Origin of the sequence: Pseudoalteromonas sp. KAN5 (assembly GCF_022846535.1) — a bacterium.
In the GTDB taxonomy this organism is placed as follows: Bacteria; Pseudomonadota; Gammaproteobacteria; order Enterobacterales; family Alteromonadaceae; genus Pseudoalteromonas; species Pseudoalteromonas haloplanktis.
Window position 1 is genome coordinate 2,730,049 of record NZ_AP025589.1, and the last position, 17,512, is coordinate 2,747,560.

Annotated in this window: 14 protein-coding genes; 7 read left to right on the forward strand and 7 right to left on the reverse strand. The window is 41.5% G+C overall.

Annotation, left to right across the window (positions count from 1 at the left end; genetic code table 11):
* The first annotated feature begins 115 nt into the window (after positions 1-115).
* Positions 116-2,617 (forward strand): PBP1A family penicillin-binding protein, encoded by a 2,502-nt coding sequence (locus KAN5_RS12130; RefSeq protein ID WP_244389792.1) that lies wholly within the window; start codon positions 116-118, stop codon positions 2,615-2,617.
* Positions 2,618-2,688: 71 nt separating this feature from the next.
* Here the strand turns inward: KAN5_RS12130 and metL are convergent, their stop codons facing one another.
* Together metL and metB are read right to left on the reverse strand one after the other, a co-directional pair.
* Complete coding sequence (gene metL / locus KAN5_RS12135; RefSeq protein WP_244389793.1) at positions 2,689-5,034, reverse strand: bifunctional aspartate kinase/homoserine dehydrogenase II; 2,346 nt, start codon at positions 5,032-5,034, stop codon at positions 2,689-2,691.
* Positions 5,035-5,039: 5 nt separating this feature from the next.
* Positions 5,040-6,302: a cystathionine gamma-synthase gene (gene metB / locus KAN5_RS12140; RefSeq protein ID WP_244389794.1), complete on the reverse strand. Its 1,263-nt coding sequence runs from the start codon at positions 6,300-6,302 to the stop codon at positions 5,040-5,042.
* 234 nt (positions 6,303-6,536) lie between these two features.
* On the opposite strand from metB, the gene metJ reads away from it, so the two are divergent.
* Complete coding sequence (metJ, locus tag KAN5_RS12145) at positions 6,537-6,857, forward strand: met regulon transcriptional regulator MetJ (RefSeq protein ID WP_016709540.1); 321 nt, start codon at positions 6,537-6,539, stop codon at positions 6,855-6,857.
* Positions 6,858-6,937: 80 nt separating this feature from the next.
* Here metJ and KAN5_RS12150 read toward each other — a convergent pair whose 3' ends face one another.
* The gene (locus KAN5_RS12150) at positions 6,938-8,179 is read right to left on the reverse strand and encodes a malic enzyme-like NAD(P)-binding protein (protein ID WP_138555584.1); all 1,242 of its coding nucleotides are present in this window, start codon (positions 8,177-8,179) and stop codon (positions 6,938-6,940) included.
* Between the two features lie 574 nt (positions 8,180-8,753).
* Positions 8,754-8,966, reverse strand: coding sequence for a 50S ribosomal protein L31 (rpmE, locus tag KAN5_RS12155; RefSeq protein ID WP_016709542.1), 213 nt, complete (start codon positions 8,964-8,966; stop codon positions 8,754-8,756).
* A 233-nt stretch (positions 8,967-9,199) separates the two neighbouring features.
* Between rpmE and priA the strand changes: the two genes are divergently transcribed.
* The 5 genes from priA (at position 9,200) to KAN5_RS12180 (ending at position 14,320) form a co-directional block, all read left to right on the forward strand.
* Entirely contained in the window at positions 9,200-11,386 is a 2,187-nt protein-coding gene (priA, locus tag KAN5_RS12160) for a primosomal protein N' (protein ID WP_244389795.1), read from the forward strand.
* A 20-nt stretch (positions 11,387-11,406) separates the two neighbouring features.
* Positions 11,407-11,931: an SPOR domain-containing protein gene (locus tag KAN5_RS12165; protein WP_244389796.1), complete on the forward strand. Its 525-nt coding sequence runs from the start codon at positions 11,407-11,409 to the stop codon at positions 11,929-11,931.
* Between the two features lie 80 nt (positions 11,932-12,011).
* The gene (hslV, locus tag KAN5_RS12170; protein ID WP_016709545.1) at positions 12,012-12,530 is read left to right on the forward strand and encodes an ATP-dependent protease subunit HslV; all 519 of its coding nucleotides are present in this window, start codon (positions 12,012-12,014) and stop codon (positions 12,528-12,530) included.
* Positions 12,531-12,541: 11 nt separating this feature from the next.
* Positions 12,542-13,870, forward strand: a complete 1,329-nt coding sequence (gene hslU / locus KAN5_RS12175) for an HslU--HslV peptidase ATPase subunit (RefSeq protein WP_016709546.1) — start codon at positions 12,542-12,544, stop codon at positions 13,868-13,870.
* Positions 13,871-13,945: 75 nt separating this feature from the next.
* Positions 13,946-14,320: a gamma-butyrobetaine hydroxylase-like domain-containing protein gene (locus KAN5_RS12180; protein WP_244389797.1), complete on the forward strand. Its 375-nt coding sequence runs from the start codon at positions 13,946-13,948 to the stop codon at positions 14,318-14,320.
* A gap of 292 nt (positions 14,321-14,612) precedes the next feature.
* On the opposite strand, the gene KAN5_RS12185 is transcribed toward KAN5_RS12180, so the two are convergent.
* The 3 genes from KAN5_RS12185 to KAN5_RS12195 all read right to left on the reverse strand — a co-directional run bounded on the left by KAN5_RS12185 (position 14,613) and on the right by KAN5_RS12195 (position 17,491).
* Positions 14,613-15,098, reverse strand: a complete 486-nt coding sequence (locus tag KAN5_RS12185) for a hypothetical protein (protein ID WP_016709548.1) — start codon at positions 15,096-15,098, stop codon at positions 14,613-14,615.
* Positions 15,099-15,947: 849 nt separating this feature from the next.
* Positions 15,948-16,226 carry a type II toxin-antitoxin system Phd/YefM family antitoxin gene (locus KAN5_RS12190; protein ID WP_244389798.1) on the reverse strand — a complete coding sequence of 93 codons (279 nt, stop codon included), beginning with the start codon at positions 16,224-16,226 and terminating at the stop codon, positions 15,948-15,950.
* A gap of 191 nt (positions 16,227-16,417) precedes the next feature.
* Positions 16,418-17,491: an aminoglycoside phosphotransferase family protein gene (locus KAN5_RS12195; protein ID WP_029216254.1), complete on the reverse strand. Its 1,074-nt coding sequence runs from the start codon at positions 17,489-17,491 to the stop codon at positions 16,418-16,420.
* Positions 17,492-17,512 lie beyond the last annotated feature (21 nt).

Here is a 17,512-nt window from a genome sequence, read left to right on the forward strand (position 1 = left end):
TGTTTTAAGAATAAACAAGTTATAATTTTTATATGAAAAAATACTATTCATTTTTTAATCAATATATACTAGCAGTCTCCGATTCTAATTGGGAGTCCATTTAGGGAAAATATAAGTGATTTTATTAAAACGAACTTTACAATTTTTTATCATTTGCACGTTTTTGGGGCTCATTACTTTAGTAAGCCTTTATTATTACGTTAAATCTGATATCCCCAGTGTGCAAGTTTTAAAAGACGTGCAATTACAAACTCCTATGCAAGTATTTTCTAAAGATGGTTTATTAATCAACCAGTTCGGTGAAAAACGCCGTATTCCAGTGACCATCGATGAGATACCGCAACCGCTTATAGATGCTATATTAGCCACTGAAGACAATCGTTTTTATGACCATATAGGCATAGATCCTATAGGTATTTTGCGTTCAGCGCTCGTATTAATTTCAACGGGAGAGAAAAAACAAGGCGCAAGTACTATTACCATGCAGCTAGCCCGTAACTTTTTCTTAACACGAGAAAAAGCCTACATTCGTAAGGTCAAAGAAATTTTTATCGCACTGCATATTGAAAATTTACTCAGCAAAGATGAAATACTTGCTTTATACCTAAATAAAATAGAATTAGGTAATCGCGCTTTCGGCATCGGCGCCGCAGCACAAGTCTATTACGGGAAAAACCTAAACGAATTAAATTTAGCGCAAATGGCGATGATAGCAGGCTTACCTAAAGCGCCGTCGGCATTAAACCCAATTAGAAACCCAATCCGTGCCAAAGCGCGACGTAATGTAGTATTGGGTCGTATGCTAGATGAAAAATATATCTCTAGAGCCGAGTATGATGAAGCTACCAACGCTCCTATTACTGCTAAGTTTCATGGGGCTGAAATCGAGCTGTATGCACCTTATATCTCAGAAATGGTACGCGCTGAAATGGTGGCCCGATACGGCTACGAACGAGCTTATAATACCGGCTTTAAGGTTTTTACCAGTGTTGAATCTGACGTACAGGCAGCGGCACAAACTGCCCTCGTCAATAACTTGCATGCGTATGATATGCGCCATGGCTACCGCGGCCCTGAGCAACAGTTATGGGATTTTGAAACACAAACCGCTTTAAGCCATAGCGACATTTTAGAAAAGCTAAGGCCAGTAAAAGAAATCGGCCCATTATTAGCTGCCGCCGTGCTTGAAGTGAGCGAGCAAAGCGCAACTGTCTTATTAAAAAATGGCGAGCAAGCTACTCTTGATTGGAACAACCTGAAATGGGCGCGCAAATATATCACTCGCTATCGCCAAGGGTTTCCACCAAAAACTGCTGGCGACATACTCAATCCAGGCGAGCAAATACTGTTGCGTAAAAATGACGATGGCAGCTATCTACTTAGCCAATTGCCTGAAGCATCCAGTGCATTAGTTTCATTAGATCCTAACGATGGTCGTATTAAAGCAATTGTCGGCGGCTATAGTTTTGAGCAAAGTCAATATAACCGTGCCGTACAAGCGAAGCGTCAAGTGGGCTCTAATATTAAGCCATTTATTTACTCTGCGGCGCTAAACAATGGGTATACCTTAGCCTCTATTTTAAATGATGCACCAATCAATCAATGGGATAAAAGCTTAGGCGTGGCATGGCGTCCAAAAAATAGTCCAGCAGTTTACAATGGTCCGATCCGTATTCGTCGCGCATTGGCACAGTCGAAAAACGTTATTTCGGTGCGCTTATTGCGTGGCGTTGGCTTACACCGCACCGCTGATCACTTATTAAAGTTTGGCTTTCAAGATAGCGATATTAATCGAAGTGAATCATTAGCACTCGGTAGTGCGTCAATTACACCGCTTGAGCTTGCTCGTGGTATGAGTGCATTTGCCAATGGCGGCCACTTGATCACCCCGTATTTCATTAATGAAATTCAAGATTCAGCAGGTAATGTATTATTTAAAACAGCACCACTGTTAGCTTGTGATCCTGTAGCACCTCAGTTAACTAATGAACAATTTGAGTTAACAACTGAGCCTCAAAGCAGCCAAGAAGCATCGATGACTCATTGTGCACCTCGTATTATCTCGAAACAAAATGCATTTTTAATTGCTGATGCAATGCACAGCGCAATATGGGGTGGTGGTAGCTGGGCACATAAAACCGGCTGGAGTGGTACTGGCTGGCGTGCGCAAGCGCTGGATCGTCGTGACCTTTCAGGCAAAACAGGGACTACCAATGACTCTGTTGATACCTGGTTTAGTGGCTTTAACCGCAATGTGATGACCTCAGTTTGGGTAGGCTTTGATAACCCAGGTAACCCACTTGGCCGTTCAACCTATAATAACAACATGGATAAAAACCAAATATCCGGCGCGGAGTCTGGTGCCAAAACAGCGCAGCCAGCTTGGGTTGATTTTATGCGTGTTGCCCTCGACGGTAAACCTGAAGCGCCGATTGAGCCACCAGAAGGACTCGTGTCGGTAAGAATCGATTTAGCAACGGGTTTACTGAGTCAAAAAAATGATTACACCAGTCGCTTTGAATACTTTGAAAAAGGCACCTCGCCAACCAAGTATGTAATGCAACATGTGGAAAATGTCTTTGAAGAAGAAACTAAAACAGAAGAAGAGCTGTTTTAATCGTCGCAATATAAAATCGTAACTACGTAAAAAAGCGCCGACTGGCGCTTTTTTATCATTGATGATCTCGATTATTTTAGATTTTGTATTAACCAATATAAATCAGAATGTACGCCCGCGGCGGTCACTTCTTTACCAGCACCAGGGCCTTGGATCACCAAGGCATTATCACTATACCACTGGCTGTTGATCACAAAAATATTGTCGCCAGGAGTCAAGTTAGCTAAGGCATCCCCTTGAGTTGCGTATGCCAATCCCACTTTAGCGGTCACTTTACCATCTGCAATGGTTAACGCACCGGTATAACGCAGTACTTTATTTTCTTTGCCTGCCGCAGCGGCTTTTTCAGCAATAAAGTCATCTAACAACTGCTTATTATCAAGAAAAGACTGCCAGTCACCATGGGCTAATTGCTCAGGCATTAATGGCGTTAAAGCAATGTCGTCTAGCTCCAACGTTAAACCTAGCTCACGAGCTAAAATTAATAGCTTACGCTGCATATCTCGACCTGATAAGTCTTCACGAGGATCAGGCTCGGTGTATCCCATTTGCTGCGCTTGCAGTACTAAATCTGAAAACGGCACACTGCCATCATAACGACTGCACAACCACGAAAGCGTGCCCGAGAATACCCCTTCAATGTGGGTAATGCTATCACCACTGTTTTGTAGATCAGCTAATGCAAAGTTAATTGGTAAACCAGCACCAACGCTGGTGTTATAGCGCCATAACAAATTACGCTCAGCTAAATTACGGCGTAAGTTTTGATACCAATCATTATTTGCCGTGCCCGCGTATTTATTAGCGCTGATCAAGTGACAATCTAAATTTACAAACGCAGGATATAACTCACTAAATGCTTCACTGGCGGTAATATCAATCACCACTTTATGTTCGTAATCAAGTTCGCTAATACGCGTTAATAAGTCATCCTGTTGATAATCAATCGCTTCGTTTTGCCACTGTGATTGCCACTGCTCTAGCGCAATACCACTTGGGCTAAACAACATTGCCCGTGAACGTAACAAACCAACCAGTTTAACGCTAAAATGGTGTTGCAAACGATTCAGTTGCTGACTCAATTGCTCAATAAACACTTCGCCAACATTGCCTAACCCCGCCACAATAATAGCCAGCTCCTGACCTTTGTTGATCAATTTATCGTGCAATAAGGTTAATACGTCACTATCAATTGATTGATCGGTTAACAACAAAATATAGTCTGCATCTTGGTGGCTAAAACGTGGCGTTAAGCTTTGCTCAGTAAGCACTTGAGTTGCTTGTTCAAATAGTTGCGCCACATCATTACTTGGCGCGACAACGGCGCAACCATGTAAATTAGATTCAATAATATTAGCGCGGCCTTGCAAATGACTGACCACTTGATGAGTCGCGCTAGCTGGCACCAATAAATAGGTATCTCCATTTTCTATAAAGTGATGCAAACTATGTTGAATAAGTTGACTTAATTCACCAATTTCTCCACCACGTAACTGATCAATGCGCAGTAAATCAATATTTTCTAAGGTAGTAATAAAACGCTTCGCTTTACTGTAGCCTTCTTTAACAATTTCCGTGGCACTGGCTTCTGTTTCATAGCTGCTACGGACCACTAATTTAATATCAGTATTTTTTAATGGCGAAAGTGTTTTCGCATGTAATACAGGGTTGCCTAAACGGGCGAGCAGGTTAGCTTGGCCACGACATACCTTTGAGTACTTAATCGCTTTTTTAACTTTACGCGGATCAGTACTAAAAACCCCTTGGGTATCGGTCCAAATTGACACTTGTTGAGCATTACAATAACTCCCCAATAAAGTTGCACTGTAATCACTGCCATTACGCCCAAGTGTTACCGTATTTGCTTGGCAATCGGCGGCAATAAAGCCTGTAACCACATTAATGCTATTGGCCGAAATTAACTGCGCACACGCTTGTTGATTTTTTTGATGTAATAATTGCCCATCATTTAAGGTAAATAATTGCCGTGCATCCACATCATTTGCAGCAAGGCCAAGTTGCTGCAAATAGGTTGCTAATAGCCGTGCCGACCATACTTCACCATGAGCAAGTAATGCAGCTTCCTGTAAGCTTTGCTGTTGCGCTTGTTGTGCTATTAAGGCCAACTCTTGCTCAAGTATATTTAATGCAGCATATCGCGCTGTAGGGCTTAGTAATTGCTCAATCAATGTACGCTGGTGATTATCAAGTTGTAGTAAAATATCACTAACCGCTTGCTGATCACCTTGTTGGTAGCTTTGCCACAGTTTAACTAACGTATTGGTGGTTTTTCCTGCGGCAGAAACCACCACACAGTCACCCGCCTCAGTATGCGCTAAAATAATATTAGCAACGGCCTGATAACGCTCTGCCGAACTTAAACTAGAACCACCAAATTTATGAACTATATTTACCATTTCTATTACCACAAAGCCGTATGTGCTGGAGTCAGCTTAAATGAGCTTGATTGCTCTTGATCTTGTTGTTGAGAAACCGATGTTGCAGCAGCCGTTGTGTGCTGACCTTGCCCAGGTTTCACCTTATTAAATACGCGTTCTAAATCAGCAACCAAATCTTTGGCATCTTCAATACCAACCGAAATACGGATCAGCGTATCGCCTACGCCAGCGGCTAACCGTGCATTCGCTTCCATTCCTGCATGGGTCATGGTTGCAGGATGACAAATTAAACTCTCTACGCCACCGAGCGATTCCGCCAAACTGAACTCTTCTAGGCTAGTTAGAAATGCCGCTGCATCATTAATATCACCTTTAATATCAAAGCTTACCATACCACCAAAGCCACGTTGTTGCTGTTTTGCCAACTCATGTTGCGGGTGAGACTCAAGACCTGGGTAATAGACTTGGCTCACGTAAGGTGAGTTTTCTAAATACTCGGCAATAATAAAGGCATTCTCTTGGTGCTGGCGCAAACGAACATTTAAAGTGCGCAGGCCACGTAAAGTTAAGTAGCTATCAAACGGCGCCCCTGTAATACCAATATTATTTGCCCACCAAGCAAGCTCATCGCCAAGCTCTTGGGTTGCTGCAATCACAGCACCGCCTACAACATCAGAGTGACCATTGATATATTTAGTCGTCGAATGCACCACAATATCAACACCAAACTCAATTGGGTTTTGTAATGCTGGTGATAAAAAGGTGTTGTCTGCGCCAACTAATGCGCCACACTGCTTCGCAATTGTGGTGATCGCTTTAATATCTGTTAAGCGTAAAATTGGATTGCTTGGCGTTTCAATCCAAATAAGCTTTGGTTTTATCTCAAGAATTTTTTGATGGTTTTCAGATTTAGTTAAATCTAAAACTACTAACTTTAATAAGCCACGCTTTTCAAGTGAAGTAAATAAGCGATAACTGCCACCATAACAATCATGTGGGATCACTAGGGTATCATCGCTACTCAGTAGTTGTGTGGCCAAATGCACTGCAGCCATACCTGTTGCAGTGATTATACCCTTTGCACCGCCTTCAAGTTTTGCTAGGGTTTCAGCTAAAATGTCACGATTTGGATTACCGCTGCGGCCGTAATCATATTGACGCTTGGTATCAAAATCGGCAAATGAGTAGGTGGTCGATAAATGAATGGGAGGCACAACAGCACCGTGATGTTTATCTGCATCAATGCCATTACGCACTGCAATGGTCGCTTTATTCTTTTGACTCATAACGTCACCTACAATTAAATGGATGTTTAGACGTCCAAAAGGTTAGAGGATCGGATCTAAGAAGTCAAAGCATTTATGCTGTTTTAGGTGCAAGTACGGCAGTAAAAACATTTATGTTGCTAGATGGCTAAATAACTAGTATTTGACTATCTTATTTAAAACGATAGAATTTCGGCATCTTTGTGCGCAAAAGGCCGCGCAAACAATTAACAACCTGAGGCAACGACACATCCTATGGCTAAATGGAATGGTGAGTATATTCACCCATACGCAGAACACGGGAAAAAATCAGAACAAGTTAAAAAGATCACCGTTTCGATCCCGCTTAATGTATTAAAAGTTTTAACTGATGAGCGTACTCGCCGTCAAATTAATAACCTTCGTCACGCAACCAATAGCGAACTACTTTGTGAAGCGTTTTTACATGCGTTTACTGGCCAACCATTGCCAAACGATGAAGACTTACGTAAAGATAATCCAGAGAAAGTACCTGAAGAAGTGAAGAAAATCATGCTTGAAATGGGCTTAGAAGTGCCTGTACTCAACGAAGATTAAAAATAATATACTTCAGGAATTAAATACAAAAAAACCTCAGCGACTTAACGGTACTGAGGTTTTTTATTGTATGTTCCGACCTAAGCCATATAATTTTCAGGCATATCAATACGTGCGACACCAGAATCAATAGCCGCCTGCGCGACCGCTTTAGCGATACGCGGTAATAAACGCGGATCCATTGGTTTTGGAATGATGTACTCAGGGCCAAACTCAAGCTTATCAACACCTGCGGCTTTTAATACTTCTACAGGGACTGGCTCTTTAGCAATGCTACGAATAGCATCAACCGCCGCAATTTTCATTTCATCATTTATTTTGCTAGCGCGTACATCTAGTGCACCACGAAAAATAAATGGGAAACACAATACGTTGTTTACTTGATTTGGGTAATCAGAGCGACCCGTCGCCATAATTAAATCATTGCGAGCGCTGTGAGCAAGCTCAGGTGATATTTCTGGATCTGGGTTTGAGCAAGCAAATACCACAGGTTTATCAGCCATCAATTTAAGATCTTCTGGCGCTAATAGATTTGGCCCAGACACCCCAACAAACACGTCAGCATCTGCAATCACATCTTGCAAGGTACGTTTATCAGTATTGTTAGCAAATAGCTGCTTATATTCGTTTAAGTCATCACGACGAGTATGAATAACCCCTTTACGATCGAGCATATAAATATGTTCGCGCAATGCACCACACTTAATCAATAGCTCCATGCAGGCAACTGCTGCGGCCCCTGCACCTAAACACACGATAATCGCATCTTCAATATCTTTACCTTGCACTTCTAACGCATTAATCATACCTGCTGCGGTCACAATCGCGGTACCGTGTTGATCATCATGAAATACTGGGATGCTACAACGTTCAATTAATGCTTTTTCGATTTCAAAACACTCAGGCGCTTTGATATCTTCTAAGTTGATACCACCAAACGTATCGGCAATATTAGCAACGGTATTGATAAAGTCTTCTGTGGTGTTGTGCTTTACTTCAATATCAATCGAATCAAGGCCAGCAAAACGTTTAAATAATAACGCTTTCCCTTCCATAACGGGTTTCGACGCCAATGGCCCTAAGTTACCTAAACCTAAGATGGCAGTACCGTTAGTGATAACCGCAACCATATTGCCTTTACCCGTGTATTTATAGGCATTAGCAGGATCAGCAGCGATTTCACGTACAGGTTCAGCAACACCAGGGCTATATGCTAAAGCGAGATCTTGGACTGTTTCAGCCGGCTTAGTAAGCTCGATACTGATCTTTCCTGGAACGGGGTGCGAATGGTAATGTAAAGCTTGTTCACGAAAATCTGACATAACGCGATTTTATCCTGCAAGTAAATTAAGTTGAAAGTGAGAGTAAGCAGTTCTTATAGGGAACGACACCTATTAAGGAACGATACCTATATTATAATTTAATTCAAGCAATATCAGGTCTATCCTGTTATATGCTATATCCGTTAATTTTATGCGTTTTGTCGGCAAATTTTGCAAAATACCTGTTTTTTTTGCCTAAAAAATAATTATAAAGCATCAAAATACCTAGCTAAAAATGCTTATTAAGTGAGTATTGAAAGCAAAAATCAGCAATAACAGCTATAGCGCTAAAAACTTAGAAGTTAGCAACATTTAGCCGCATAAACTTTAATTTTATCGGCAAAAACATCCAAAGTTACGTTTTACCAGTAGATTCAATATAAAGAATTAATCACTATTTGTCTGTTATTTGCTCGCTATACTGGATATAAAAGTGGGAAATAGTCACAACATAATGAATCTGAGGAGGCGCCCTAAATGAGCAAAGCTTAAAGGCTAAGTGACTGCTGTTTTTATAAACCACAGGCATAAAAAAAAGCACCCTAAGGTGCTTTTTCCGACAAAACAACAATAATTACTTGCTGCTAAGTGAACCGAAACGCTTGTTGAAGCGATCAACACGGCCACCTGTGTCTAAAACTTTTTGCTTACCAGTGTAAAACGGGTGACACGCAGAACATACGTCTAAGTGAATGTCTTTACACAGTGTTGAACTAGTTTCGAATTTATTTCCGCATGAACAAGTTGCTGAAATTACTTCGTACTTAGGGTGAATACCTTCTTTCATAGAAACCTCTAGTTAAGGCCGCATCGCTCTCCAAACCCGAAGTCTGGTACCATACGTCGTTAAAACAAATTATTTAGGACGCGTATTCTATGCAACAACCCCGCTTGCTACAAGCTTTAAATAGCGTTTTTGCTAATAAAACAACCAAAAACTTTAAAGCAAAGATTAGCTGCTAGGTTTTTAGCTGTAATTTTAGTACATTAACTTCCTTGCTAGTTACTGTTTGGGTTGTTATGAATTTTGTTGAAGTTGCTATAAAAGTTCCGTTGCAGCGCACTTTTGATTATCGCATCCCAGCGCAGCTTAGCGGTTTATTAACACCGCCTCAGGTGGGCGCCCGTGTTATGGTACCGTTTGGCAATCAACGTAAAGTTGCGGTGGTATTGGCTTTAAAAAACCACAGTGACGTGCCCGCAGACAAACTCAAAGACATGTTTGAAGTCATTGACGATGAACCGATTCTTTCGCCACAACATCTCGAATTATTGCGTTTCACCGCCCGTTACTACTGCTACCCATTAGGCGAAACCATTCATATTGCTTTACCTAGTGCCCTACGCCAAGGGTTATGCCCAGATAAAAGCAGTATCAATATGGTGACACTGACCGATAAAGGCGCCAAGCTGCCGTCTTTAAAAGCTAAAAGCCAATTAAGCTTACTGAAACAATTAGCCGAATCAGGTAAATCGTCTTTAACAGAACTAAAAGCACTGGGATTTAATAAAAAAACCATCGACAGCTTACTTGCTAAAGAACTGATCAGCCAAACTATTGAGCACGATAATCAATGGCAACAACAAATACCCGCAGTGGGCATTAAGCCCACACTAAATAAAGAGCAAGCCGTCGCCTGCAGTACAATTAACCAAGCTAAAGGGTTTAATAGCTTTTTACTCGAAGGCGTAACCGGCAGTGGTAAAACCGAAGTTTATTTACAATGCCTTGAAGATGTTTTAAAACGTGGTGAACAAGCATTAGTACTGGTGCCTGAAATTGGTCTGACACCACAAACGGTGAATCGTTTTCGTCGTCGCTTTCCTGATACTCCTATTATGTTATGGCATTCAGCACTGACCGATAACGAGCGCTTACAAACGTGGCGTTTTTGTGAAAAAGCCAGCTGTGCCATAGTGATTGGTACCCGCTCGAGTATTTTTTTGCCGTTTTTAAAACTCGGTATGATCATCGTGGATGAGGAGCACGACAGCTCTTTTAAACAACAAGATACCCTGCGTTATCATGCTCGTGACCTTGCGGCCTATCGCGCTTTTCAACATAAGATCCCACTCATTTTAGGCTCAGCAACCCCAGCACTTGAAACCTTACATAAAGCGCTGAACAATAAATATCAGTTATTAAGCTTAACGCAACGCGCACAAACCAGTACCGATAACCAGTTTCAATTACTGGATATGAAAGGCCAACCTGATCAAGCAGGTATAGCACACGGAAGCCTGGCAATGATTCGCCAGCATTTAAAGCGCGGCAAACAAGTGATGGTATTTTTAAATCGCCGTGGTTTTTCGCCAACCTTGATCTGCCATGAATGTGGCTGGCTTAGTGAATGTACACGTTGTAGTACCAGTGCAACGTTCCATAAAGCGATTGGACAAATGATTTGCCACCATTGCGGTGAGCAAGAACGCGTGCCACACCAGTGCCCTGACTGCGGCAGTACGCAAATATTTCCAAATGGAAAAGGCACGGAGCAAATAGAAGAATTTTTAGCGAGTGAATTTCCTGACACGCCAATTAGCCGGATCGACCGTGATTCAACGCGCCGTAAAGGCAGCTTAGAAAAAGCCTTAGACGACATAAACCAAGGTGGCGCACGTATTTTGGTTGGCACCCAAATGCTGGCTAAAGGCCATCACTTTCCTGATGTTAGTCTTGTACTGATACTCGACGTAGATGGTGGCTTGTATTCCTGTGATTTTCGCGCCACTGAGCATTTAGCACAACTGGTTACGCAAGTTGCAGGACGTGCTGGTCGCAGTGGCGAACCTGGGCAGGTTTTATTACAAACGCATTTTCCTGAACATCCGCTATTACAAGACTTAGTCAACAATGGTTACCAAGATTTTGCCCGCTTTGCATTACAGGAGCGTGATGACGCACAATTACCTCCCATTACTAATATGGCAATTGTGCGCGCTGAAGGACACAACATAAAGCAAGTGGTCGATTTTTTAACGGATTTAGTTCCAGTTCAGAGTCTAACTGGTATACAATTGCTGGGGCCGATCCCTGCACCACTCGAGCGAATTGCAGGGAAATATCGTTTTCAATTACATATTCAAGCGCTCGAACGCCCTCTATTACACCAATATCTCGCGCAAATGGTCGACTATTTAAGTACCAGTAAATTAGCGCAAAAGGTGCGATGGAGCTTAGATGTAGATCCTATAGATATGATTTAAGGTTAGAAGTCCACATAACCATGGCACAACATGATTTTATAAATAAAAAACCAAATAACCGTAAAAAACAGCCGCCACCAAAAAAACCATTCCCGGTTTTATTGCTGCTTGTGGTTGTATTGTTAGTTGCGGGTTTTAGCTTTGGTTTATGGTATGTAAAAACCAATGCCGATCCAAAATTAGTTGAGCAACAAGCAAACCCAGTACCGGCAACAGTAAAAGAACAACTAGCAAAGCCGCGTCCGCCAGAATTTATTAAAGAAATCAAAGAACATGAAATTCAAGTTGAAGTAAGAGAAATTGAACAAAAAGGCCCCTATGTAATGCAGTGCGGCTCGTTCAGAACCCATGCCCAAGCCGAAACTCTCAAAGCAAAAATAGCATTTGCCGGACTCATCGCCGAAATTAGAGAAACAACGGGCACTAATGGGGTTTGGTATAAAGTACGCTTAGGCCCTTACAAAACCAAACGTTTAGCCGAAAGTGATAAAAATAAACTCAAGCGCAGCAAAATAACTGGCTGTGGAATTTGGAATTGGACTTGATTTTAACCCATTAACCCATATTAACTCATCATCAATCGTTTTTAACGAGCTGCCCCTGCGGCTCGATGATGAGGAATAACATGACCACTATTGTAAGTGTACGTCGCGGCGATAAAGTCGTTATTGGTGGCGATGGCCAAGTTTCGCTTGGTAACACCGTAATGAAGGGCAATGCCCGCAAAGTTCGACGCCTTTATAATGGCAAAGTGATCGCCGGTTTCGCTGGCGGCACTGCTGATGCCTTCACCCTATTCGAACGTTTTGAAAGCAAACTTGAAATGCATCAAGGCAACTTGACCAAAGCCGCTGTTGAAATGGCCAAAGATTGGCGCAGCGATCGCGCCTTACGAAAGTTAGAAGCCCTACTCGCAGTGGCCGATTCCACCGCATCTTTGATCATCACCGGTAACGGGGATGTTGTGCAACCTGAAAACGACCTAATTGCCATCGGTAGTGGTGGTAATTTTGCGCAATCAGCGGCAACAGCTCTACTTGAAAATACCGATCTAAGCGCCCGCGACATCGTTGAAAAAAGCCTCACCATCGCAGGCAATATTTGTGTCTTCACAAATAACTTCCAAACCATCGAAGAATTGTAATAGGAACTGCTATGTCTGATATGACTCCCAGAGAAATCGTTCATGAACTTGATCAACATATTATTGGTCAAGCAAAAGCTAAAAAAGCAGTGGCTATTGCACTTCGTAACCGCTGGCGCCGCATGCAACTTAATGAAGATCTTCGCACAGAAGTAACACCAAAGAACATATTGATGATCGGCCCAACGGGTGTAGGTAAAACTGAAATTGCTCGTCGCTTAGCAAAACTTGCTAACGCCCCTTTCATTAAAGTAGAAGCAACAAAGTTCACCGAAGTAGGCTATGTTGGTAAAGAAGTTGAAACCATCATTCGTGACTTAGTTGACGTGTCAATTAAAATGACTCGCGAACAGCAGACTAAGAAGTTCAAACATCGCGCTGAAGAAGCCGCAGAAGAACGCATTTTAGACGCCCTATTGCCACCAGCCAAAGATTCTTTTGGCGAAAGCAAACGCGAAGACGGCTCATCTACACGCCAAGTATTCCGTAAGAAACTACGTGAAGGGCAACTAGATGACAAAGAAATTGACATTGATTTAGCCCAAGCACAACCAAATGTTGAGATCATGGCACCACCGGGTATGGAAGAAATGACCAACCAGCTGCAAAGCATGTTCCAAAATATGTCTGGTGACAAACGCAGTAAGCGCAAAGTAAAAATCAAAGAAGCCTTCAAACTATTAGTTGAAGAAGAAGCTGCAAAATTAGTAAACCCTGAAGAGCTAAAAGAGCAAGCCATCTTCGCTGCTGAACAAAACGGCATTGTGTTTATCGATGAGATAGACAAAATCTGTAAGCGCGGTGAATCATCAGGCCCAGACGTAAGCCGTGAAGGCGTACAACGTGATTTACTCCCATTAATCGAAGGATCAACGGTTAGCACTAAACACGGTATGGTAAAAACCGACCATATGTTGTTTATTGCCTCTGGTGCATTCCAAATGGCAAAACCATCAGACATGATCCCAGAACTACAAGGCCGCCTACCTATTCGTGTAGAGCTTGAAGCGCTCACGGCTGATGACTTTAAACGCATCCTTACAGAGCCACATGCTTCATTAACTGAGCAACAACATGCGCTTCTTAAAACAGAGCAAGTCAGTGTTGAATTTAGCGACGATGCCATTGAACGCATTGCAAAAGCAGCATGGCAAGTAAATGAGAAAACCGAAAACATCGGTGCTCGCCGCCTGCATACTGTGATGGAAAAACTAATGGAAGAGATTTCATTTGACGCCTCAGAGCAAGCAGGTAGCAATATCGTAATTGATGCAAGTTATGTAGAGAAGCACCTAGGCGCATTAGTTGAAGATGAAGACCTAAGCCGCTTTATTCTTTAATTTTAAAACTAGGATCTAGGGCCTAGGTTCTAGGTTCTAGGTTCTAGGTTCTAGGTTAATCACAAAGGTATAACAATGAAGCAAGTGATCAAGGTACATCATCATACCGTTAGTAAAACCCTTGATGTTTATTTTGACGATGACAGCCATTGCACCTTTAGCTGTGAGTTCTTACGTGTTCATTCACCGTCCGCCGAAGTACAAGGCCACGGTAACGAACCGATGAAATTAGTCCTTAATAAGCAATCAGTAAATATTAAACACATTGAACCCGTCGGCCACTACGCACTGCGTTTAGACTTTAATGATGGCCACAACAGCGGCTTATTCAGCTGGGCATACTTCACCCACCTACAAGCCCAACATGATGAGCTATGGCAAACCTACCAACAACGCCTCGCAGAGCATAATGCTAATAAAGACAGCGTACCGATAAAGTTTGTGCCTTAAATTAGCGGTAAGCGGTAAGCTGTAAGTTTTAAGTCAGCTCGGCGTTAAAGTTGATTATGTGATTGTGGTTGAGTGTAGTGAAGATAATCAGAAGGCGCTAGGTAACTAGGTTTTAGGTTTTAATAAGCCCTAAATAGTCTGAATAAGTTTGATATTAATGAGCTTCAATCAAAGCTGACAGTCGAGTTTGTAATTTAATATCAATTAGTTAACGACAAAATAATCAAAGGTATCCGTTAACTAAAATAAGTGCCAAAGGAGCAAGAACCAACTGTTTTCTGTCCTTTTTTAATTACTTTGTTAGCTTTACGATTTTTATGATTTTGTTTTCTTTGCTTATTGGTAAGTAGCTAACTTCTAAACAACTACCATTTTTTACAACTTTACCAGGTAACTCTTTTTCATAGAAAAAAGGTGTTTTTGTGTAACTATTAAATGAAAACTCAACCCCATCAACTTCGAATGTAGCTCTTTGCCTCTTAACCTTGTCTAACCTATAGTTTTGAATACAGCCTGATACAACTGAAAAATCTCCCGCATCGATCTGCTTTTTAATCTCGCTGTCTCGCTTCAACTCTGAGTATGTTACAAACAATCCGATGATAAAAATGAACCCGATAATTGTTAAAAGCCAATTGCGAGAAATATTTACTAAACTCGTTGCAAGGTCAGAAACAGCCGAAAACCTGATCAAAATACTAAACAAAAATAAAACGGGGAACACCCACAAAAAGTAATCCACGCTGGGCTCTATATTAATTTCAAAATAAGGACTCAAAATTTACCTAGTACTATAAATAACGAGCCTGTAGATTAACTCGTTTTTAATTTATTGTTGATGGTTCACCATAGCCGAGTTGCTATTTTGATTCAATCGCTTAGTAACATTCGTGTTAGATTATCGATCATTTAAACATGCCAATACTAAGCGCTACGTTTCCCTCATTTACTTCTCATTCTCTTCCCTTTGTGCAAAAGATCTTTAATTGAATTATTCAACTAGACCCTGAGATTAGCGTAGGTCGTGCTTTAGCGCGTCAATTCCAATGGTTAATTGATTCTCGCCATAAATGACGACCTACAATGGTGCTAGGTGTATACTCGTTGCTCGAACCCTGCACAAAAGATCTTTAATTGAATTATCCACAAAGGAGTTAAGTAACTAGAGCCTGAGATTGGCGTAGGTTGTGCTTTAGCGCGTCAATTCCAATGGTTAATTGATTCTCGCCATAAATGACGACCTACAATGGTGCTAGGTGTATACCCGCTGCTCGTTGCCCGACCCCCGCGGCTTGTTATCCCCTTCCCTTTGTGCAAAAGATTTTTAACTGAGTTATTCAACTAGAGCCTGAGATTGGCGTAGGTTGTGCTTTAGCGCGTCAATTCCAATAGTTAATGATTCTCGCCATAAATGACGACCTACAATGGTGCTAGGTGTATACCCGCTGCTCGTTGCTCGAACCCCGCAGATTATTATCCCCTTCCCTTTGCGTAAAAGATCTTTAATTGAATTATTCACAAAGGAGTTTAAGAGGCGCTGCGCTTTAGAGGAATATAAACAAATACTGCGCTAATAACGTAAGGATTATTGCGTAGCGCTCCAATATGTATTTGCCGTGAGCATTCATTACTTAATGCGCCCTAGCACTTGTGCACGCGCATCTTCATTTGCAATACCTAGCCCTGAAGCTAATTGAGCTTCTGCAGTACGCATTTCTTCAAGTAGTTCGATCTTTTCTTGCATTGCTTCATACTCTGTAACATCGAGAACAACGGCTACGCCTTTACCATGTTGTGTGATTACCAATGGACGACGAGTCTCATTGATTTGTTTGATGTAAGATGCGACACCGGCACGAAATTCAGATAACGGTTGAATATCTTTATCGAAATGAATGCGACTCATATTGAACTCCAATCAGTACAAAATAACGTACAAATAATAGTTCAACTAATCGCTGTTAGTAAGGGGCTGATACTGTGCTAAAGCACTTCATAGTGCGTGCATACGGCTGCTTCGTCTCAGGCTTATTTAATTACCAAAACAAAAAAGCCATAACTATCAAACAATTCAGGACCTTTAACCTTTAACCTTTATTACACATCTCTTAAAATAGCTTTAAGTGTGCTTTTTTTGGCAAGAATATCACGATATAAAGCAAACTGATTCTGTGCTCGCTCTAAGTTATGGTTAGCATGCTTAATTGAAAAATAGTGATCGCCATCAATGTAATCAGTTAAAAAGCGCAGACCAATCATAAAGGTCATCACTTTAGTACCTAACCAAAAACTCTGTTTTTCTTGCTCGGTAATTAAATCTTTTAAAGGCTCAACATAACCTTTAACCACGGCTTCAAAAATTTCTTCGCGAACGCACACATTGTCTAAATTGGTTGAGTCTTCTTGCTCTGGCGAGCAAAAAGTTCGCACCATATCACCAAAATCATACAGCCAGTAACCTGGCATACATGTGTCTAAATCAATCACCGCCTTGGCATCATGTGACTTATTACAGAACAGCATATTATTAATTTTAGTATCATTATGGCAAGGTCTAACAGGTACATTACCTGCTAACGATTTTAGCTCATCAATTAACCCAAACTGCGCCATACAAAAATCAACTTCTGCTTGGCAACTAGCTAAACGATTAACAGGGTCATTGGCAACCACTGCTTTAAGTTTTTCGGCTCGCATCGCTAAGTTATGAAAATCAGGAATAACATGATGCAATTGCTTGGCATCAAAGTCTTCTAATGCAACAGCAAATTGACCAAATGCATTGGCCGCAGTTTGCGCTTGCGAAGTGTTTAGCACCACATCTTCACTGTAACTGCCGCCAATAAATTCGAGTGCACGCCAAACGCCATTATCACAATCAACTAAATACCCATCTTCAACAGTAGGAACATGACGAATAATGGCTAAATCATAATCACCCGACTGGCGCTTTTTAGTTAAATGCTGCTCGATTAAACGGGCATTTTTTACCAGCATGTCAGGCTCAGGAAAAACCTCTGTATTTAACTTTTGCACGACTAAAGATTTTTTAGGTGCAGTTAACAACATAGTGGTATTGATATGACCACTACCAATTGGTTTCATGCTGACTTTTTCATTGCCAAGGCCAAAACTTTCAGACAAGTAAACCGCAAGGGAATTTGACTTCATACTTACTTCGCTATTATTGTG